This is a genomic window from Paenibacillus sp. J5C2022 (assembly GCF_025567625.1).
Taxonomy (GTDB): domain Bacteria; phylum Bacillota; class Bacilli; order Paenibacillales; family Paenibacillaceae; genus Pristimantibacillus.
The window spans coordinates 1-21,040 of sequence record NZ_JAOQJC010000070.1 but is presented as its reverse complement, the minus strand read 5'-3'; the positions used below and the strand labels follow the sequence as shown (position 1 = coordinate 21,040).

The 21,040-nt window shown below is 51.2% G+C and carries 18 protein-coding genes; 11 read left to right on the top strand and 7 right to left on the bottom strand.

Going from position 1 to position 21,040, the window contains the following annotated elements; all coding sequences use genetic code 11:
• The coding region (locus tag M6D81_RS30500) for a hypothetical protein (protein ID WP_262681316.1) at positions 1–200 on the bottom strand (200 nt) is incomplete at its 3' end.
• 172 nt (positions 201–372) lie between these two features.
• On the opposite strand from M6D81_RS30500, the gene M6D81_RS30495 reads away from it, so the two are divergent.
• Both M6D81_RS30495 and M6D81_RS30490 read left to right on the top strand, forming a co-directional pair.
• The gene (locus M6D81_RS30495; RefSeq protein WP_262681315.1) at positions 373–2,250 is read left to right on the top strand and encodes a CotS family spore coat protein; all 1,878 of its coding nucleotides are present in this window, start codon (positions 373–375) and stop codon (positions 2,248–2,250) included.
• A complete protein-coding gene (locus M6D81_RS30490; RefSeq protein ID WP_262681314.1) occupies positions 2,247–3,386 on the top strand; it encodes a glycosyltransferase family 4 protein in 1,140 nt (379 codons plus the stop codon). The genes M6D81_RS30495 and M6D81_RS30490 overlap by 4 nt, the downstream gene beginning before the upstream one ends.
• A 25-nt stretch (positions 3,387–3,411) precedes the next feature.
• On the opposite strand, the gene M6D81_RS30485 is transcribed toward M6D81_RS30490, so the two are convergent.
• Positions 3,412–4,290, bottom strand: coding sequence for an ArsR/SmtB family transcription factor (locus tag M6D81_RS30485; RefSeq protein ID WP_262681318.1), 879 nt, complete (start codon positions 4,288–4,290; stop codon positions 3,412–3,414).
• Between the two features lie 181 nt (positions 4,291–4,471).
• On the opposite strand from M6D81_RS30485, the gene M6D81_RS30480 reads away from it, so the two are divergent.
• On the top strand, positions 4,472–6,232 hold the full coding sequence (locus tag M6D81_RS30480) for a glycoside hydrolase family 2 protein (protein WP_262681313.1): 1,761 nt from the start codon (positions 4,472–4,474) through the stop codon (positions 6,230–6,232).
• Positions 6,233–6,297: 65 nt separating this feature from the next.
• On the opposite strand, the gene M6D81_RS30475 is transcribed toward M6D81_RS30480, so the two are convergent.
• Complete coding sequence (locus tag M6D81_RS30475; protein ID WP_262681312.1) at positions 6,298–6,738, bottom strand: hypothetical protein; 441 nt, start codon at positions 6,736–6,738, stop codon at positions 6,298–6,300.
• Positions 6,739–6,946: 208 nt separating this feature from the next.
• Between M6D81_RS30475 and M6D81_RS30470 the strand changes: the two genes are divergently transcribed.
• The 3 genes from M6D81_RS30470 to M6D81_RS30460 all read left to right on the top strand — a co-directional run bounded on the left by M6D81_RS30470 (position 6,947) and on the right by M6D81_RS30460 (position 9,360).
• Positions 6,947–7,687, top strand: coding sequence for a MerR family transcriptional regulator (locus tag M6D81_RS30470; RefSeq protein ID WP_262681311.1), 741 nt, complete (start codon positions 6,947–6,949; stop codon positions 7,685–7,687).
• Between the two features lie 167 nt (positions 7,688–7,854).
• The gene (locus M6D81_RS30465) at positions 7,855–8,343 is read left to right on the top strand and encodes a hypothetical protein (protein ID WP_262681310.1); all 489 of its coding nucleotides are present in this window, start codon (positions 7,855–7,857) and stop codon (positions 8,341–8,343) included.
• 114 nt (positions 8,344–8,457) lie between these two features.
• Complete coding sequence (locus M6D81_RS30460; RefSeq protein WP_262681309.1) at positions 8,458–9,360, top strand: hypothetical protein; 903 nt, start codon at positions 8,458–8,460, stop codon at positions 9,358–9,360.
• A gap of 102 nt (positions 9,361–9,462) precedes the next feature.
• Here M6D81_RS30460 and M6D81_RS30455 read toward each other — a convergent pair whose 3' ends face one another.
• The gene (locus M6D81_RS30455) at positions 9,463–10,320 is read right to left on the bottom strand and encodes a potassium channel family protein (RefSeq protein WP_262681308.1); all 858 of its coding nucleotides are present in this window, start codon (positions 10,318–10,320) and stop codon (positions 9,463–9,465) included.
• Positions 10,321–10,349: 29 nt separating this feature from the next.
• Positions 10,350–11,339 carry a tryptophan--tRNA ligase gene (gene trpS, locus M6D81_RS30450; RefSeq protein ID WP_262681307.1) on the bottom strand — a complete coding sequence of 330 codons (990 nt, stop codon included), beginning with the start codon at positions 11,337–11,339 and terminating at the stop codon, positions 10,350–10,352.
• Positions 11,340–11,832: 493 nt separating this feature from the next.
• Between trpS and M6D81_RS30445 the strand changes: the two genes are divergently transcribed.
• A complete protein-coding gene (locus tag M6D81_RS30445; protein ID WP_262681306.1) occupies positions 11,833–14,052 on the top strand; it encodes a choice-of-anchor I family protein in 2,220 nt (739 codons plus the stop codon).
• A gap of 492 nt (positions 14,053–14,544) precedes the next feature.
• On the opposite strand, the gene M6D81_RS30440 is transcribed toward M6D81_RS30445, so the two are convergent.
• Both M6D81_RS30440 and M6D81_RS30435 read right to left on the bottom strand, forming a co-directional pair.
• Positions 14,545–15,060, bottom strand: a complete 516-nt coding sequence (locus M6D81_RS30440) for a hypothetical protein (RefSeq protein ID WP_262681305.1) — start codon at positions 15,058–15,060, stop codon at positions 14,545–14,547.
• 1,274 nt (positions 15,061–16,334) lie between these two features.
• Positions 16,335–17,156 (bottom strand): hypothetical protein, encoded by an 822-nt coding sequence (locus tag M6D81_RS30435; protein WP_262681304.1) that lies wholly within the window; start codon positions 17,154–17,156, stop codon positions 16,335–16,337.
• Positions 17,157–17,934: 778 nt separating this feature from the next.
• Here M6D81_RS30435 and M6D81_RS30430 point away from each other — a divergent pair.
• The 4 genes from M6D81_RS30430 to M6D81_RS30415 all read left to right on the top strand — a co-directional run bounded on the left by M6D81_RS30430 (position 17,935) and on the right by M6D81_RS30415 (position 20,670).
• Positions 17,935–18,378, top strand: coding sequence for a MarR family winged helix-turn-helix transcriptional regulator (locus tag M6D81_RS30430; RefSeq protein WP_262681303.1), 444 nt, complete (start codon positions 17,935–17,937; stop codon positions 18,376–18,378).
• An 87-nt stretch (positions 18,379–18,465) separates the two neighbouring features.
• Entirely contained in the window at positions 18,466–19,413 is a 948-nt protein-coding gene (locus M6D81_RS30425) for a ring-cleaving dioxygenase (RefSeq protein ID WP_262681302.1), read from the top strand.
• Complete coding sequence (locus M6D81_RS30420; RefSeq protein ID WP_262681317.1) at positions 19,413–20,027, top strand: alpha/beta hydrolase; 615 nt, start codon at positions 19,413–19,415, stop codon at positions 20,025–20,027. The genes M6D81_RS30425 and M6D81_RS30420 overlap by 1 nt, the downstream gene beginning before the upstream one ends.
• Positions 20,028–20,058: 31 nt before the next feature.
• Positions 20,059–20,670 carry a flavin reductase family protein gene (locus M6D81_RS30415; RefSeq protein ID WP_262681301.1) on the top strand — a complete coding sequence of 204 codons (612 nt, stop codon included), beginning with the start codon at positions 20,059–20,061 and terminating at the stop codon, positions 20,668–20,670.
• The last annotated feature ends 370 nt before the right edge of the window (positions 20,671–21,040 follow it).

Genomic DNA, 21,040 nt, shown 5'->3' with positions numbered 1-21,040 from the left:
GAAGTGCCGCCGAATACTGCCGGTTTGTATGAAATTTCGTACAAAAGCCGCTGATGTGCCGCCGAATACTGCCGGTTTGTATGAAATTTCGTACAAAAGCCGCTGATGTGTCGCCGAATACTGCCGGTTTGTATGAAATTTCGTACAAAAGCCGCTGATGTGCCGCCGAATACTGCCGGTTTGTATGAAATTTCATACAAAGGTCGTCGCTGCTCGCCCTCCCTCCGATCCTTGACTAACGGGCTGTTAACCTACTAAATTTGCCTATCTGTTGCCATCTCCACTAATATACATACCATCTTGTTACAGGAGTCATATACATAATAGAACCGCACTTGATATAGATAGCTATACAAGATTGGAGGCAGCTTCATGGAAGAGTATCGGATTGTGCCCTGGGACAACATGCTGGAGGAAGAGTCGCGGGGCATGAATTTGGAACAGTACGTACCGCCGGAGCTGGAGCAAATGGCGAAGGAAGTATGCCGCTCTTATGATATGAGCGTAAGCGCAATGACTCTGATTACTTCCAAGCCGGATAAAGGCGGGGCAATCTGGCGAATTGAGACGAATCATGGACCGCGAAGTCTGAAGGTACTGCACCGTACGCCGCAGCGAAGCTTGTTCAGCGTAGGGGCGCAGGAATATGTAGTGAAGCAGGGAGCAAGGGTGCCGGCTCTTATTCCGACGAAGGACGGCAGCAATTCCCTGGTAGCCGGCGGGAAGCTGTGGATTGTGACGGACTGGATCGATACGCTGGCTCCCGTAGCCAAGATTGATCTGGAAGGTGCGATGACGCTATGCCACGGGCTTGGCGAATTCCACCAATGGACGAAGGGGTACATTCCGCCTTCGAAGGCGGGAAGGTCTTCCCGTATTTTCAAGTGGGATAGCCAGTACCAGAAGATCATGGCGAAGATCGGCTGGTTCCGCCATATCGCCAAGGCGTATCCGGAGACGACGGCAAGCTCGCATCTGCTGTCCGTTGTCGACATGTTCGAGGAACAAGCGAAGACGATATATGCGAGATTTCAAAATTCGGCCTATAAAAAAATGATAGGCAAAGGAGAAGCGCATTGGGGCCTGGCCCATCAGGATTACGGGTGGTCAAACGGCCAGATGGGACCCGGCGGCATCTGGGTTATTGACTTGGACGGAGTCGCCTACGATCTGCCTATACGGGATCTGAGAAAGATTATTACGAGTACGATGGATGATATGGGAGCATGGGATTTGGCCTGGATTCGCGGAGTAATCGAAGCTTACCACAAGGCCAATCCGCTGGATCGCGAGACCTTCGAGCTGCTATGGATTGATATGGCGTTCCCCAATGAATTCTACAAGCATACGAAGGAGGTTGTCTTCGAGCCTGTCCTGTTCATGAATACTGAGCTGGATGCGATTCTGGATCGCGTAGTAGCGACGGAAGCGAACAAGTGGGAAGTGCTGAGAGAGCTGGAGAAAGATATGGCCAATTATCCGTCGGGCGATTACAGCGAAGAGGAGACTCCGCCAAGTCTGCCGTATGCTTACCGAGATTACAGCAGGCAAGCGGACGGAGCTGCGCCTCCGGATGGAAAGGAACTGGCACCGGCTATGCCGACAGATCATGCCGATTCCGAGAATCAGGAGAAGAGCGGAGACGAGAAGCAGGATAAGAAAACGAAGCAAGTCAAGAAAGTGAAAAAAGTAAAAAAGCTCAAAAAGCTAAAGAGAGAAGTAACCGACAAGGCAGAAAAGCAAGAGATGAAAGAAAGTGCGGATAGAGAAGGGAAACGAGAAGAAAAAATGAAAAAGGGCATGGAAGGAAAGCGAGCCAAGGAGGGGAAACAAGCCAAAGAAGTGAAGCAAGCCAAAGAAGTGAAGCAAGCCAAAGAAGCGAAGCAGGCCAAAGAAGTGAAGCGTGCCAAGAAGGCTAAAAAGGAAACTGTCGAAGCTGTGCGGATCATTGCCAAGCCTGAGAAAAAAAGCGGCCGCAAAACGGAATCGCCAAACCGGAAGCCTGTCAGTGAAAAGCGCAATCAGGCATCGCCCACAGGGGCGCAAGCATCTCCGCAACCCATGTCCCGCAAGCGGTCGCAGGATAATCGCTCGCCGGGTTCCATCTACCGATCGAGACCTGCGGCGCGCAAGAAGCAGTCAAAGCCGCTTCTTCGCAAATCGGTTCAACGTGCTATGAGAAGCCATAGCGGGAAAGGCTATATCTCCGCCTTTCGAACGAAACGGACGACAGGGGAGGTGGCGCTATGAATATATTGATGATATGCACAGAGAAGCTGCCTGTCCCGAATATCCGCGGAGGCGCGATCCAGACGTATATCGGCGGCGTAATCCCCATTATTAGCAGGCATCATTCCATTACGATCATTAGCCGGACAGATCCGGAATTGCCGGATCAGGAGACGAAGGATGGCGTACGTTATGTGCGATTCCCTTCCGAAGGCATATTCGAAATTTATATGCATCATATCGTCGATTATCTGGCCCAAAGCAACGAGAAATACGATGTGGTTCATATCTTCAACAGGCCGAAGCTGGTGCTTCCCGTATCCTCGGTTATGCCGGAAGATGTCCGGATCGTACTCAGCATGCACAACGACATGTTCAACAAGCAGAAGCTGAGCCGCGAGGAAGGGACTGCAGTCGTACAGCGCGTGGAGACGATCGTCACGATCAGCAACTATATCGGGACGGCAATCTGTCAAGATTACCCCGAAGCGGAAGGGAAGATTCGGACGATCTACTCCGGTGTCGATCTGGCGAAGTTCGCACCGTGGAAGCAGTCCGCTTCTGCGCAGCGAGACCGCGATGCCATCCGCTCGCAGCACAAGCTTGGCAATAAGAAAATCATCCTGTTCGTCGGCCGCCTATCCAGGAATAAGGGACCGCATGTGCTGGTGCGGGCGATGTCCGCCCTGAAGCATTCCGATGCGGTGCTCGTTATTGTCGGTGCGGCCTGGTTCAGCGACGACCGGATAAGCGATTACATCGCCTACTTGCGGGCGATGGCGGAGAAGTCGCCGGTCCCCGTCCTGACCACCGGTTATGTGCAGGCCCATGATGTCCACAAGTGGTTCTGCGCGGCGGATGTGTTCGTCTGCACCTCGATCTGGAATGAGCCTCTTGCCCGCGTGCATTACGAAGCGATGGCGGCGGGACTGCCGCTTATTACGACGGCCAGAGGCGGCAATCCGGAAATAATTCGCGGCAACAACGGCGTAATTGTGCAGAACCCGGAAGACCCTCTGGAATACGCCAATCATCTGAACGACATGCTGACTAATATCGGCCAGTCGCGCCAGATGGGGTTGCACGGACGCAAGATGGTGGAAGATGGGTTCACATGGAACCATGTGGCGAGCAATATTTTAGAAGTATGGGGTTAGCTTCAGCCCACACACCTCACACCATCTATTCGTAATGAACGGTTATCTCAATGTCCTGCTCGTAGTTGCCGAAGCCTCTGCCGAACAGGCATAGTCCTCCGGCGTGGACGGCATCTTCCGGGCAGGCAATGCGAAGATAGAACGGCTGTCCTGCGGCGATAGCGAGCTCAGACGGCGTTGTGGCGGATATCCGGATGCCGTCCATATAAGTCCCTTCAGCGCTGACCGACAGCGTCTTCAGCAAGCCATGCTGCGACCCCATGCTCCACCAGGAAGGGGTGAGTACGCCCCTCGAGCTGCCGAAGTCGCCGGGACACGTCCACTGGCCGATCGGCTTGCCGTTCAGATGGAACGACAAGTCCGAAGGCCAGTTGTCGTTATACCCGGGTGCTTCCGAGCCGATCTCGAGAGAGATAGTCAGCCGCCTCACACGCTGCTTGCCCACCAGGTAATTGGGAATGACATACTCCAGATAGCCGCTGGACAACCAGACATGCGATGCATGCACATGGTCCGGACTTGTGAAGTAGCGCGGATCGTCGACCATGCCGATAATTCCTTTCCCCGAAGCCAGACCGCAGGTGGGCTTGACCGCATGGCCGGCGTATTGCCCGACAGGGATGGAGACCGAGTAGGCGTTCTTCTCTTCTTGCACGGACTCTTGATGCAGCAACAGGGTGATGCTGTTATGGACGAGCTTGCACAGCTTTCTCCGCCCCCGCGTTCCGGAGACGCTGTCAGTCGCTACAATGCCCGCCTCCTCCAGAATTTGTATATGCTTGGTTATGATGGCCGATGACATGTCGAGCTCTTTGGCCAGCTCGCCGATGCTCCATTGTCCTCTTCCCAGCAGCTCAATTATGTTCACTCTTGTCTCGGATGAGAAGCAAGAGAGGATATGCATATTTCTCGAATGTACATCAATTAGCAATGAGATTCACCTCTACTAGTGAATATATTACATAGAGGTTAATTAATCAACTTTTTGTTGACATAAAGAAATTGCGGGGTAATAATGTAATCGAATATATTCTTTATCAGTTATTTTATTAACTTAATGAGAAACTATTGAGAGGATGGTAAAAATGAGCGAACGGCCTCGCCATCATTATCCGAGACCTCAGTGGCAGCGGAGTGAATGGCTGAACTTGAACGGGGAATGGGAATTTGCTTTCGACGACGAAGACAAGGGGTTGAATGAGCGCTGGTATAGCGGAAGTGTAAGCTTGCCGGGCACCATTCAAGTACCATTCGCCTTCCAGAGCAAGCTGAGCGGAATCGGGAATAATGACTTCCACGATATAGTATGGTACCGGAGAGCGATTGACATTCCGGCGCAATATCGGGGGAAGCGCGTGCTGCTGCATTTCGGGGCAGTTGATTATCGGGCTGATGTGTGGGTGAACGGGGTGCTTGTCGCCTCCCACGAAGGCGGTCATACTCCGTTCCATGGAGACGTGACGGATGCATTGCTGGATGAGGGCAACATCGTCGTGGTGCGTGCTGCGGACAATAGCCGAGACTTGACCATACCGCGTGGCAAGCAGTACTGGAAGAGGGAGTCGGAGGGCTGCTTCTATACACGGACGACGGGCATATGGCAGACGGTATGGATGGAAGCTGTACCCGTCACGTATCTGGAGAAGGCGCGAATGACGCCGGATATCGACAAGCGGCAAGTGGAGATGGAGATTCAACTGGAAGGAAGAACTGTCGGGTCGGAGGAAGCGCATCAGCTGCAGGTGGAGATCCGCTTCAGGAAGAAGCTGATCAGGAAAGCCGTCTACGAGTTGCACAGCACTCACCGTCGGATTACGGCGGTCGTCGATACGGAGGACGAATTCGGCACGTGGCATCTCTGGTCGCCGGAGCATCCGGACTTGTACGATGTAACGATTACGCTGCTGCGCGAAGACCAGATAATAGATGTAGTGAACAGCTACTTCGGCATGCGTAAAATAGCGGTCCAGAACGGCAAGCTTTGCTTGAACAATCGCCCTTATACGCAGAAGCTGGTGCTGGATCAGGGCTACTTCCCCGACGGCAACCTGACGCCGCCCGACGATGAAGCGATACGCCGGGATGTCGAGCTTGTGAAGGCGATGGGCTTCAATGGCGTCCGCAAGCATCAGAAGCTGGAAGACCCCCGCTTCCTGTACTGGTGCGATCGGCTGGGGCTGCTTGTCTGGAGCGAGGCGGCGAATGCGTTCGACTACTCGCCCGATTATGTGCGAAGATTCACAGCGGAGTGGCAGGAAGCGATGGAACGGGATTACAACCATCCCTGCATCGTGGCGTGGGTTCCGATTAATGAGAGCTGGGGCGTACCTGACATCAAGGTGAACGAATCGCAGCAGCGGCACGCGCTGGCCATGTATCATTTAACGAAATCGCTGGACTCTACCAGGCCTGTTGTCAGTAACGACGGCTGGGAGATGGTGACGACCGATCTGTATACGATTCATGATTACGAATGGCGGGGAGAAGTGCTGGAGGAACGATATGCGGACTTGAAGAAGGCGCTGGCCTTCATGCCGGCCGGCCGCCATCTGAATGTGGAGGGGTACCCTTACGCGGGCCAACCGATCCTGGTTACCGAGTTCGGCGGCATTGCCTACCGCAAGAGCGACTGGGAAGGCTGGGGCTACTCCGGCGCGGAGACGGATGAAGACTACGAAGCGCGGCTTCGGGCAGTCATTGCGCCGCTTCAGAAGTCGACAATGGTGCAGGGCTATTGCTATACGCAATTGACGGATGTAGAGCAGGAAATCAACGGGCTTCTAACCTATGATCGAGTGCCGAAGATTCCTCTGGAGAGCATCAAAGCGATCAACGAAGGCCGCTAAAGCGAGTCATAATTGCCCCCTGATGCAATAGTATCGGGGGCAATTATGAGCTTGCCATTCACATTCTACTGGTCATCGTCGTCATCATCGTCGTCATCGTCGTCATCATCGTCGTCATCGTCGTCATCATCGTCGTCATCGTCGTCATCATCGTCGTCATCATCGTCGTCATCGTCGTCATCATCGTCGTCATCGTCGTCATCGTCGTCATCATCGTCGTCATCATCGTCGTCATCGTCGTCATCATCGTCATCATCGTCGTCATCGTCGTCATCATCATCGTCATCATCGTCGTCATCATCGTCGTCATCATCATCGTCATCATCATCTTCATACTCCGCAATGATGAACTCTACCTGCTCCACCTCGTCCCATTCGATGCCATCCAGACTGCCCTCGTCGCCATTCCAGTCATACGTAGCCGTTTGACCGTCTTCATATTTAACGATGATCTGCTCCACTTCTTTTGAATCCAGCATTTTGCGCACTTGCTTCGGGATGGTCAATTGAATCCCTCCATTATTCAAAGTTTCCGATCTAGTATTATAGTATAAATAATCAAAGCTATCGGATTGGGTATTTCAAGCAGGGTAAAAGCAGATTTTTAGTAGAGTTGTGGAGGAAGATGCCAATCGCCCTATATTTTTTGAGAAAGGGATTGACTCTCACGTAACGTGATACTCTAAAGTAAAGCATGAGGGAGGCGAAAGCGGCATGAGGGTGAAAGAAGTGGCGGAACTGGTCGGAATCAGTGTGCGCACATTGCATCATTATGATGAAATCGGGCTGCTTATTCCTGATGAGACGACCGAGGCCGGATACCGCATTTATTCCGAGCAGAATTTGGCCATGCTGCAGCAAATTTTGTTTTTCAAAGAGCTTGGCTTTCCCTTGAAGCAAATAAAAGAAATTGTAACCGATCCTGCGTTCGACCGGCTGGAGGCGCTGCGGCTGCATGAGCAAATGCTGCTGGATAAGCGGCGAAGGCTGGAGCAGCTGCTGGAGACGGTACGAAAGACGATTTCACATGCGAAAGGAGAAATGGAGATGTCATCAAAAGACAAGTTCGCAGGCTTTGACTTCGGCAAGAACCCGTATGAGCAGGAAGCGCGCGAGCGCTGGGGGGATGAGGCTGTTGACGCGTCCAATAAGAAGCTGAATCAGCTTAAGCAAAGCGGCGGCATGGAGCAGTTCCAGGAGGAGATGAACGAGCTATACCGGAAGCTGGCTGCAGTGCGCGGCGAGGACCCTGCTTCGGGGGAAGCCCAGTCGGCTATCGGCGAATGGTATCGGATGCTGAACAAGATGGGCAGCTATTCGTTGGATGCGTTCAAGGGTCTTGGGCAAATGTATGTCGATGATGAGCGCTTTACGAAGACGATCGACGGCTTCGGAGAAGGTCTGGCACAATTTATGCGCGATGCTATGGCGGTTTACGCCGATGCGAACAAGTAAGCGCAAGTACAAAGCGTATAGCAAGCAAGAAGCAAGCGGGGAGCGTCCTATGGGGCGCTCTTTTCTCTGCCCGCCTCAGTCGACCGTATCCTCTGTCGAAACATATTGACTCTGCAGACGTACATAACGATGATGAATCAAGTGACGGGAGAATGGGGGATGGAGCGATGGTCAGACGGTATAAATCCGATGTGTCAGCCAAGCAATTTCGAACGTTCACGAAAGAAAACCTGGACAGATTCACGCTGCCATGGCAAGAGGGCTTTTCCGGCTGGTGCCATTTCGGCTGCTTCAGCGTATGCTACAAATCGGGCGATATGTCAGAGCGGCGCAATATCTTTACGAAAGCGGTCGGGCGAATTCGCAGAAGGAACGGCGAGCATTTCGTTTCTTTTATTGTTTTTCGCGGGCTTACCGATCCGTTCTCCTTGCTGGTGTTGTTCACCTTGTCATTTATTATAATTGCGTTGACCGCATCTCAGGGAATCGGGCCGCTGCCAATCGGTATAGCCGCTTTCGGGGCGGGATTGTGTACATTGCTTGCATCAGGAATCACTTTTCTATTTTCCCTGTTCCACGAAGAGGGCCAAGAGTCTGCGGAAGAGCTCATTCGTTATTTGGAGCGAACAGTTGCCCATAAGCCGTTGGATCAATAGCTTGTCCAATTGGATAAAAATCATAAAAATAGCAACTTCTTGCCGTCTTCAAGCGTCCAAACTTATAGCTAAGATCTGACAGAAACGATGGCTATCTATCAAGGGGGCGGTCAATTGAAGCGAAGCACGACATTGTTGTTCATTGGCGCAATGCTTATCTTCATGACGGGCTGTGGCGCTGAGCGGAATGAGGAGCATTCAGCCCGGAGTGTATCGTCTATAGTGAGCGGTTCGGAGGACGGCACTCGGGGAGCGGCAAATCATTCGTCATCTCCGCAAGCGGGGGACAGCGAAGGCGAAGCTGCGAAGCTGCTTGTACAGGAACGGGGGCAGATGCAAGCGCATGTTGCGGAGCTTCAGCTGAAGCAAGAGCAATTTCTGCTGGATCGGATGCAGCGGGAACGCGTGCAACGGGAACGCGGAGCGCTCCGGCCCACCACAGGCGAGGAAGAGACGTTTCTGAATACACTGCGCGAATTGGAGGAGGACATCCTGCAAGCACTAATCGCGGAGGCGGAGACGAAGGCGCTGGGAGGCGAGGCAGCCGACTTCGGCGAGTTGAAGCCGGAGCTGCTGCGTTATATGACGGAGGATATGCTGGGCATGTGGGAGCATGTGTACGATAAGTATCCCGGCTGGATCATGGAGCCGGCGGGATTGGTGTACACATGGGCAATGTTCCAGCCCAGCTTTCGAATTGAGCGGCAGTCAAAGGAGAGGGCTTCTGCAACATTTAAAATTAACGGAGACTATCATGTCTTCGATGGGGCCAAGCTCGTGACCTACGGACTTCTGTACTGCGATGAGAACGAAGCATGGAGAATCGATTCGGTGGAAGAGGAGCCGCTACTGTACGCCTTTACGCTGGAAGAGGTTACTTCGATAATGGACCGTATTGGGGAAGACGTAGATTATACCGGCGAAGATATTGACTACTACTATTTCAAGCCCGAAGATGAAGCTGCCCAATACACTTATAAATTCCATAAGAAGGACGGTTATTACGATATCAACTGAGGCTGAGCTGCAGAATAAAAGAAGGGAACGGCACCGAATCCGGTGCCGTTCTGTCGTTAAGGCGCTTGCCGCAGTGCGTCCGGCTTATGCTGCCGACGGTGATCAGGCGGACGGAGGAGGCGAATTGTGCCTAGAGGCTGCCGAATGGCCTGCCGGCGATTGCTTCGCGCCATCGGCTGTCTTCACAGCCGCCATGTCGGTCCTCTTCGCATCCGCCGCCTTGGCGTCGGCATCTGCTTTCATCTTGGCGAGCGCACTCGTCAACAGCTCGTAATCGGCATCCGACCAGCCCGGATATTCCTCCAGCTTCGCTTTCACGAAATTATACTCCGAATTCTCTTCCTTCTCCTTGTCCTGACCGATGAAGTACGTGGCGATGGACGCTGTTACCATACCGATCAAGCCGATACCGAACAGCATCAGAATGACGGCAATCACCCGTCCAAGCGCCGTCTCGGGAGACAAGTCTCCATATCCCACTGTAGTCGCCGTCACAATCGACCACCATAACGCATCATGGTAATTGTCAATCGTCGGCTCAATCATATAGATGGGTATGGAAGCGACGAAGATTAAGCCGACGGCGAAGGCCAGCACCTTCTCCATCCCGTTCGTCCGCAAGATGAGGAAGAACGTCTTGGAATAATGCGAGACGATCAGCACTCCCCGAATGAGGCGGAACAGTCTGGCCAGCCTTGCGAAGCGGAATAACTCATCCAGCGGAATGATCGCGATCAGCTCGAACGGGTGCCTTTTAATATAACTCCACTTCATGTCCGATCGGAACAGCCGGGTGAAGTAGTCGGCCGCGAAGATGAACCAGACCGCTCGGTCAACCCACATTCCCACTGTGCCCGCATCTTCAATCCAGATGAACGAGACGGACATAAGCGCCAGCAGGAACATGATCATTTCATAAATAATTTGGCGTCTCGATCTTGCATGCTCTTGTGAATTCATGCCTTACCTCCCCACCAATGATGATGCCGCTATTCGAATGTGAGCAGTCCCATCGCTTTCTTCGCATCGTTCAACGTCTTGTTCGCCACTTCCGCAGCGCGGCGCGCTCCGTCCTTCAAGATGCGGTCCAGCTCCTCGGAATGGACAATCTCCTCATAGCGCTGCTGAATCGGCTCCAGCTTGGCGATGACGACCTCCGCCAGCTCCTTCTTGAACGCGCCGTAACCTTGTCCCTCGTATCTCTTCTCAATGACGGGAATCGGCTCCTCGGAGAAGACGGAGTAGATCTCCAGCAGATTGCTGACGGCAGGCTTGGCATCCCAGTCGTAACGGACGTTCATGTCGGAATCTGTCACCGCTCTGGCGAACTTCTTGCGGATGTCGGCCGGCTTATCCAGCAACAGAATGTAGCTGCTCTTGTTCGGATTGCTCTTGCTCATCTTGCTGGAAGGATCGTCCAGTCCCATAATGCGCGAGCCTTGCTCCTGAATGACGGGCTCCGGGACGACGAACGTTTTCTTGTACTTGTTGTTGAAGCGGGTCGCCAGATCGCGCGTCAGCTCCAGATGCTGCTTCTGATCGTCACCGACTGGCACATGCGATGCACGATAGATGAGGATGTCCGCCGCCATCAGCGCCGGATAGGTGAACAGGGAGGAGCTTACGGAATCCTGACCGCCCGACTTCTCCTTGAATTGCGTCATGCGACTCAGCTCGCCGAAGTGCGCTTGCGTCTCCATTAGCCAGCCGAGCTCTGCGTGCGCGGGCACATGGGATTGCATAAAGATTGTGCTCTTCTCGGGATCGATGCCCGCCGCGATGTACAGAGCTGCGATTTGCCGCGATCTCTCGCGCAGCTCCTTGGGATCTTGGTAGACAGTGATGGCGTGCAGATCGGGCACGAAGAAGAAGCATTGATAGTCCTTCTCCATTTGCACGAATTGGCGGAGAGCGCCGGCATATCCGCCGATATTCAGCTCGCCGCTCGGTTTGATGCCGGAAAGGATACGTTTTACCATAGGTCATTCCTCATTTCATTTAGGTTAACATAAAAAAAGCCCCGCCCCTGATACATCTAGGGACGAAGCTGTTACTCCGCGATACCACCCGAATTCGGCCATAACAGGCCGCGCTCTGTCATGAACGGAGCAAGCAGGGGCTAGCGATCTCGCTTCTGTTGCATACTTTCATTCATGCCTCCCGAAGATAACGGCGGGAGCTGCCGTCAGAGCCTACTGCCCGATCGGGGTTCGGTCTGAAGCGAAGAGACCCATTCACTTAAAGCGCATGCGCCGGACCTTGCACCATTCGCCGGCTCGCTGCAAGCATTCGCTCGTAAGCTACTCTTTCCCTTCATAGCTATAACATATAGATTGAATTGTTCAATAGCATACCGATATTTGAGCCATTCGTCAAGTCGCTCCCGCATTTACAATAGCTTAATAGCTAAATTAACATTTGGATGACAAATTTCCACTAAAATGGGTTCATTCCAAAAAAGGAGTGGATGGGTTGAACAGATATAGAAAATGGACTGGCTTGATGGCTTCGTCTCTTGTATTTGGCGCTATATGGGGTGGAACGGCGGCATTCGGGCAAGGGGATGACGGGAAGGGCGTATTCCGGGACAGCTATCGGCTGAACAAGATTGCCCATTATTCGACAGGCATGCACAGCGAGGACGGCGGCATCGCGGAAATCGTCAAATACAATAAAGAGAACGGCCGTATTTATTTGGTTAACGGCTCCGGAAATCCGCCGTCTCTGGATATCATTGCGCTGGGAGAGGCTGATGGCGAACTCAAGAAGCTGAGCACGGTGCTTGTTCAGGAGCTGGCGGAGACGGACGGCTTCCGCTTCGGCGACTTGACGAGCGTCGCAGTGAACACAGAGTCGGATATGGTGTACATAGCCGTGCAGGAGGCCGACCCTATAAAGCAGGGAAAAGTACTGGCACTTGACTATGACGGCAAGCTTGTGAAGGTGTACGAGGCAGGCGTTCAGCCCGACATGGTTACAACTACAGCGGACGGCAAGTATGTGCTGACTGCCAATGAAGCGGAGCCGCGCTCGGGCAAGGAGGGAGAAGATCCGCGCGGCAGCGTAACGGTAATCGACACGGAAGAGGATACGGTTACTCACGTATACTTCGACGATAGCTCTGTTATTGCCGATGACGTTCATATCCGCGGCGGCAGCAATGCGAATGGCGTCATGACGGAGCCGGGAAGCAAGGATCTGGCCGAGTTCGATCTGGAGCCCGAATACATCACGATCGATGAAGGCCGTCTGACTGCGTACGTTACCCTGCAGGAGAACAATGCTGTAGCTATTGTCGACATACAAGATAAGAAGGTGACGGCCGTGAAGTCTCTCGGCCTGAAGGATTACAGCAAGCCGGACAACGTTCTGGATATTCGGAAGAACGATGAGATCGCATTCCAGAATGTGCCGTTCCACGGCATGTATATGCCGGACGGGATTGCCTCGTATACGGCGGGCGGGCACACTTATCTGCTGACAGCGAACGAAGGAGATGCGACCGGCTGGCCGGATCGGACGAACGAGAGCTCGGTAGAAGACATGAAGGGCAAGCTGGACCCCGAGTCGGCGTTGTATAAGCAGCTGCAGGCTACGACGGACTTCGATGGTGTAGAGGTGGCCTCCGATATGGGCAACGACGGCATCTATATGTATGGCGGCCGTTCCTTCTCCATATGGGACGCGGATACGATGGAGCAGGTCTATGACAGCGGCAGCCAGTTCGAGCGGATTACGGCGGAGCGTATACCGGACTTCTTCAATACAAGCAATTCCAAGGCAAGCCTGGACAACCGGAGTGAGAAGAAGGGGCCGGAGCCGGAAGATATCGTGACCGGAGAGATTGACGGCAGAACATTCGCATTCATCGGTCTGGAACGGATCGGCGGCGTGATGATGTATGACGTGACGAATCCGGTGGAGCCGAGGTTCGCAAGCTACGCCAATTCGCGCGAATTCGCGGATGAAGCGGGAGAGGTCATTCTGGATACCGACACAGGGCCGGAAGGCTTGTCGTTCATTACTGCCGAAGACAGCCCGACAGGCCATCCGCTGCTTCTCGTCGCCTATGAGGTGGGCGGCAAGATTGGCGTATATGAAGTGAGAGAGAGCGGAGCGACGGCGGTCAGCGAGTTCACGGATATTGCTGACAGCGACGCGAAAGAAGCGATTATGATGCTTGCGAAGAAGGGGATTGTGAATGGTGCCGAGGACGGACGCTTCGAGCCTCAGGGCCATGTGACGAGAGCGGAATTTGTCGCGATTCTATCCCGAGCCGCATCTGCAGACTTGACACGCTACACTACATTCCGATTTGCCGATGTGGACGCTTATTCGTATTACGGAAGCGCGGCGGAGTGGGGAGCCGAGACGGGTATTGTGAAAGGGGTCGGCGGCGACCGCTTCAATCCGGATGCCTCCATCACCCGAGAGGATATGGCCGTCATGCTGAAGCGCTTCGCGGATGTGTTGCAAGTGGAGTTGCCTAAGTTGGAAGAAGCGGTGGGTTATGGCGATGAAGCCGCGATCTCTGAGTATGCGAAGCAATCCGTGTCCGTTCTACAGTTGGCGGGCATTGTGGGCGGCATAATGGAGGAAGACGGAGAAGCACTATTATTTGCCCCGGATAAAGCCGCTACTCGAGAGTTGGCAGCACAGGCAATTGCAGCTCTTATGGAGCATATGGAATAGTCGTTTGGATTTGATGTGAAACAACCCGCTGGCAGCTGCTTAAAATTAAACAACTGCCAGCGGTTAAATTAGCATAAATGATCATTGAATTAAAATGGTATAGTTTGAAGTAACTAGAGTGCCGAAATGGTTTGAGATACCCCTCATTGGATATATATATTACTCTGTCCAGAGTGAGTCAGTCGATCAATCCCTCATGCCGATCACGATATACATCTCGGCGTGGCTTTAACCGAACAGAGTTTGGTGTACTGAAGCTCCTGAATTAGAAAGGGCACCATAATAACTGGAGAAATTTGTGAGGGGCGTCTGCATTGCAGCCAATATTAAGCTTGCAGCTAATACTCCGTAATGAAAGAAATTAATGGTATTGGTGAAGCCAACTGATATATCCAATAAAAGGATATGGCGGGCGATGGGAAAAGATGAGGTCTCCAAAATTCCCACAGTTATTTCGATTAATAATTTGGGTGACCACTGAACGTGATACATCTATTCTCCTCTAAGTGAATATATAACATTCTCCTCTTCGTCGTAGACAATGATGTTTGAGTAGCTAATATTTCCTTTAGTAACTTCCCCGTAGGGAATAATAACACCGTCCCCAACTAATTCTTTCTTAACTATCTTGCCATCTTGAAAATTGACTTCAACAATTTTTGATTTTTTTTTAATATTCTCATCATTAATAATGACTGTGACAAATGGCAATCTGGTTGATGAACCTGCAATATGAAGAGTGTTTGATATAGTTCGACTAGAAAAAAGCATCTGATCTTGTATGTGGTTGTCTTTATTTTTGTATAGCAAGTGGTATCCTGCTGTGGATTGTTCCTTAAAAAGAACGACGTATGTTTCTTCTATTGCTTCGATGTCAACCTTGTTGATGTTATGCTCTTCAATATATTGATAAACTTCTTGTTCTGTCAATTTTGGACCAGAATTTGAACAACTGACAGTAGTAAAAATAAGTACAAATAAGAATGCAACTAATATAAAATTGCGCATTAGTTAAACTCCTTTGTATTAAATAGCCTCTCGGCATTCGCCGAGGCAGATGGGACTAGGTTTTTCTTGTACCACCATTCGTGCTTTCCTTCTACTTTGTAGAGGGATTTTTTTAATTAATTCCTTTTTACATTATGGGAAATATTCTGGGAATATTTGATCATTTCCTCAAAATCACGTTGTGAGGGTGCGTTTTTCACCCCATTAATCGCGATTGGAGTACTGCTCATGAAACCTGTTTTTGTTCCATATGCTACATGCTGACTAGCAAAACTTTGTTCTTACTCAGCTCCGTACCAAGTATGGACCTGGCATTGTTATCCTTAACAAGGACTTGGCCTCTTCTTGCAAAGTTTGGATGACCGATTCTCCCATCACAACGTTTCTTCGTGACTCCTATTCAGATCGAGGCCACGAGCCTCGAGGCCCAGCTTCTATGCTTAGATCCTTTCTCTTGTTTCTTATGACCAATCTTGAGAAGGGATTAACGAATGGGTGAATGTCTTGAAGCGAACCCCTATCTATGCCATTCTTCACGGCTTTGATTTTGACGATCTTCCTGATGTAGGGACCTTCTACGATTTCTTCAAGCGTCTTTGGTCTGCGGTAGACAAAAACCTTAAACGATGAAGCAACGTAAAACGCAAGAGCAAACTGAAGAAAGGAAAGAAAGGCGAGAAAGCGCCTACCGCCACACCAGGCAGAGTCAAACGTCTCGTCACATGAATAGTGCGCCATGTGGATAAGAAAACAGCATTGCCGGCTGATCCCTTGTTTGATTCTTCCAGTCACAGATCCTCAGCGTGTCGGCGAATCTGGGATTGCTTGGTGATGTGTCAGCACTTAGTGCTACCGGTGATGGAACCCCCATCGTCAGCACTGCCTATACAAGAAGCAAATCGACTTGCGATTGTCATGCCCAACACATAACCGGTTGTAACCATCCTCGTATTTACTCCCAGCCCAACTGCAACTCGGGCTGGGGCAGCGCAGAGAGAATTACTTTAACGGTTACTGTCTCTACATAATTTCAGCCGATGATAGTAAATACGACTTGCCTTTGTATCTTAGACTGCAGCCTGTTTCACGGCACGACACTGTCAGTCTAGTCATCAGTTGTTCCCCAAGACGAAAAGTGACTCAAAGCAGTGGGAGCTCATCTACAAACGACGCACATCCATTGAACGATCGAATAAACGTAGTATTTGGCTTAGAATAAAAAAACAAACTCAAAGCAATTGGACGTCACACTTTGAGTTTGTTAAATTATTCAATCAATATTGGAAGTCAATTTCAGAAGTCGGGCGATAAATCCGAACTCCCGGGCCATCTTCAACATATATATCAGCACTATCTGTAACATCCGCATCTGTTACAATGGCAAACGGCGATGTCCAAGTGACTTCATTTTTCGGTCTTGTCACTACCACGAACCATTCATTTTCAATAGGAGCTGACTTCCAAGATATTGTTTTCCCAGATTTCTCCCATGAAGGTGGTATTCCTATACTCATATTAAAACCACTATATGAGGTAGTTTGCGATAGCACTATTTTCTCTGGATAAAACGGATCGGCAGCAGACCAAGACGCTTTCTGTGTTCCTGAGAATTCCAAACTCCAGTTAGTGTGTGTAGGCCAAGTACTGTCTGACTCCCAGCAAGATGTCCCCCATGTACGGTTAGTAGCGGAGCTCTCATTTGGGTCTGTTGCTTCATCGTCATGGCTATTACAGCCGGAATCAACAGCAGACAAGGTACCATAATTAAGTTTTCCAGCATTAAACAATTTCTCTCTAGATTCTAACTTTTTTTTAATTATAGAATCTGCCAGCTCAGAGACTTTCTTCTTATCTTTAACTCTATCGCCTATAGTATAAAAAATCGAACCATCGTTGCTTTTGTAAGTTTTTATCGTGAATGTATCTCCATTGGCTCTATGTTGTTCTAAATGTATCACTTGCATTGCTGCACTTGATTCTTTATTGTCAGATGCAGTTTCTTCTGTGGCAGCAGTTGGGGCTGAGGCTGAGGCAGAAACAGAACTAATACCAAATGCCATTGCTAATAACGCTACTGAAAACATTTTTCTTCTCATGTATTACTCTCCTCGTATAGTATTTTTTCAAAAAGTAAAATTAAACATTAAAAAAAGAAATAGTTTTTCCCTGTACTCTATCACCACCTATTTTTACAATATTTAAAGGAATATATTCTTGATGTGTGTATAATTATTACATATTAACAAAAAAAGGATATAGTACGATTGTCCTAAACTAAAAATTAGAATCTACTACATTAGTTCCTAATTATTTTGAATTACAGTCCGCGAGATTAATTGGGAATTGTAAGGATTTATGCTTGTATAAATTGATTTAAATACATCAATTAGCAAGACCTTTTTGGCCGCCAAGAGGGATAGCCTAATCACATAGAGAAAGCAGCGCATTCCGGCAGGTGTACAGTGGATTCGTTTGGATATGCCAGATTGAGTGTGATTGAAAAGGTATCCTTCGCGAATATTATGATGATTTTAGAAAGTCAAGAGGTTTTCCCTATTTCTGATAACATCTTAATGACTCTTATCGAATTACTGGATTTTCGATTGAACTTCATAATATGTAACAACTTTTTGAAGCATTTGGTTGCAGAATAATGTATATATTGAGTATGGAATAACAATTATTTGGAACTTAAGAGGAATATGCTCATTGTATTGACCTAACACTTTCGATTTCAATTCTGCGATTTGAACAACGTTATAGAGCCACTAATTAATTTCCACCTAAACGCAGGGAGTATCCTTGACAATCAGCTTTGCGCATGATATCTTTAATTTAAGACATCGCAAATTGAGGGGAATGGAGGTGCAGCGAATGGCTGAGGTTAAAAACCTGTCACTTGAGCTGTACATCACCTTATCGCGGGCCAGTCAATGGCTCATTGCCCATGCGGATCGCGACATTCGCCAGCATGGCCTTAACCGGACGGAATTCGGCGTGCTGGAGCTGTTGTATCATAAGGGACCGCAGCCGTTGCAGCAGATAGGCGGCAAAGTGCTGATGAGCAGCGGCAATATTACGTATGTAGTGGATAAGTTGGAGAAGAAGGGCTTCGTCAGACGCCGGGCCAGCAAGGAAGATCGCCGCTTAATCTACGCTGAAGCAACGGATCTGGGAATTTGGTTCATAGAGGATGTATTTCCTGCGCATACTACGGTTATCGAGCAAGCTGCGGCAGGTTTGACGGAGGAAGAGAAGGAGCAAGCCATCCTGCTGATGAAGAAGCTTGGATTGTATGCACAGCAGTCTTTCAAGTAGCGGCTTGACCGCTTCGAGACTGCTTTCCAACGATCATATATCTTAATTTTAAGAAAAAACAAATTGAAATATAAAGGAGAATGAGCGATGAGTTTACAAACGGCAGGCATTCATCATATTACAGCGTTCGTGCGCAATCCGCAGGCAACAACAGATTTTTATGCAGGCATACTGGGGCTCAGACTGGTGAAAAAGACGATTAACTTCGATGCGCCGGAGGTGTATCATCTGTACTTCGGAGATCAGGCGGGCAGCCCGGGAACGATCATTACGTTCTTTCCGTGGGAGCAATCACGCAAAGGCCGGATCGGCGGCGGCCAAGTCGGCGTGACGAGCTATGTGGTGCCGGCAGGCACACTTGACTACTGGCGCGAGCGGCTGCAAGCTTTCGGTCTGGAGACAGAAGAAGCGGAACGCTTCGGCGAGCGGTACTTGCAGCTGGCAGACCCCGACGGATTGCGAGTGGAGCTTGTTGCGCGGGAGGAAGGGCCAAGCAGCGAGTGGAGCTTCGGCGGTGTGCCGGCGGATAAGGCAATCAAGGGCTTCGGCGGTGCGATATTGCTCAGTACAGCGCCCGAACGGACCGGCGATTTGCTGGAGAAGGTGATGGGTCTTACGAAGATTGCCCTGGACGCGGACTACACGCGATACAGATCCTATGGCGAGCTGGGCAATGTTATCGACTTGAATGTATCTCCTGCAGCGCCTGGCTCGGGCGGTTATGGAACGGTCCATCACATTGCCTGGCGGGCGAAGGATGACGAGGAGCATGAACGCTGGAGAAGCCATGTGGCCGGCAGCGGCTATCAGCCGACACCGGTTGTGGACCGGCAATATTTCAATGCCATCTACTTCCGCGAGGAGGGAGGCATTCTGTTCGAGATTGCGACAGATCCGCCGGGATTTGCCCGAGATGAGGAGCCTGAGCGTCTGGGAGAGAAGCTGATGCTTCCGGATTGGTATGAGCCGCACCGCGCAGAGATTGAGCAGTTGCTGACGCCTTTCGAGGTTCGGGAAGTGGAGGAGATGAAGTGATGCAGCATATTTATCGGGAAGGAACGAGTGACACAGCGCCAGTATTGCTGATGCTGCATGGGACCGGAGGGACAGAACATGATCTGCTGCCGCTGGCACAGCTCGTCTCGCCGGAGTCGGCAGTCTTAAGCGTCAGGGGCAATGTGCTAGAGAACGGTATGTCGAGATTTTTCCGGCGACTGGCAGAGGGCGTATTCGATGAGGAAGATCTGGTGCTGCGAACGAGGGAACTGAACGACTTCCTGAACAGCGCAGCGAGCCAATACGGCTTCGCTCGCGATAACATCGTAGCCGTAGGCTACTCCAATGGCGCGAACATAGCCGCCAGCCTTCTGTTCCATTACAGCGGAGCGCTTCGCGGAGCTATTCTCCACCATCCCATGGTGCCGCTTAGAGGCTTGGTACTGCCGGATCTGACCGGTATAAGCTGCTTTATCGGGGCGGGGGAGAACGACCCCATCTGTTCGCCGGAGGAGTCCGGAGAGCTGGAGAAGCTGCTGACGGGCGCCGGAGCGGCGGTGCGCATGCATTGGGAGCGGGCGGGACATTCTCTGACGGCAACAGAAGCGAATGCGGCCGCCGTATGGTTCAAGGAGAGCTTTAGTAACAAGTAATCGAGAAGGACAAGAAGGGAGACGGGCTGGTATGATTTCCATTGATCCCGGGGGACAGAGCGCCCAAGAAAACTATAAACTATTGATCGGCAGCGTCATTCCGCGTCCCATTGCGCTCGTAACGACTCTGTCGGAGGAAGGGGTGTTGAACGCCGCCCCCTTCAGCTTCTTCAATATTGTAACGGCATCTCCGCCTATCTTGTCCGTCTCCGTTCAGCGCAAGAACGGACTGCGGAAGGACACCGCGCGCAATGCGATAGCGGCTGGGGCATTCGTCGTTCATATTGCCGACGAGCGGTATGCGGAGGCGATGAACGCCACCGCCGCTCCGGTAGAGCCTCATGTCAGCGAGGTGGAGTTGGCTGGCCTGACGGCAGTTCCGAGCGCTTGCATTGCCGTTCCCGGCATTGCAGAAGCGCGAATACGAATGGAGTGTGTGCTGGAGCAGGCGCTGCCGTTGGGAGGAGACGAAGGAGTTCCTTCTTGCGATCTGCTGCTGGGCAGAGTCGTCCGCTTCCACATTGCCGACGAGCTGTATAAGGACGGCCGCATCGATGCAGCGGGGCTTCAGCTGGTCAGTCGGCTGGCGGGCAACGACTACGCGAAGCTTGGAACATCGTTTACACTCGTCAGGCCGACGTAAGAAGCGGCTCGGGCAGATGGTGCGTCAGTCCATTGCAGCGCATCGTCTGCTGTCATCGCAGCCGGGCAAGAAACCCGGCGCTGCCCGTAAATCGCCGAAAGGCGTTTTAAGCTTCGAAGCGGAGCCCCACTTTGTGGGGCTGTTTTGATAGAGCGTCGAAAGGGCGCGTGCGAGCCAGAAGAAAGTAGAAGAAAGTAGTGAAAGGACGCCGAAAGGCGTTTTTTGTTTTGTGGGGAGCGCGTCGATGCGGTCGCAATTGCAGGGCGGGCGGATACCGGAGCAGCAGTAAATGTGCCACTTTGTACGAATTTTCGTTACTACTTAGCTACTAAGCAAGTAGGGGCTAATCGCTCAAAATGGTCACATAGAA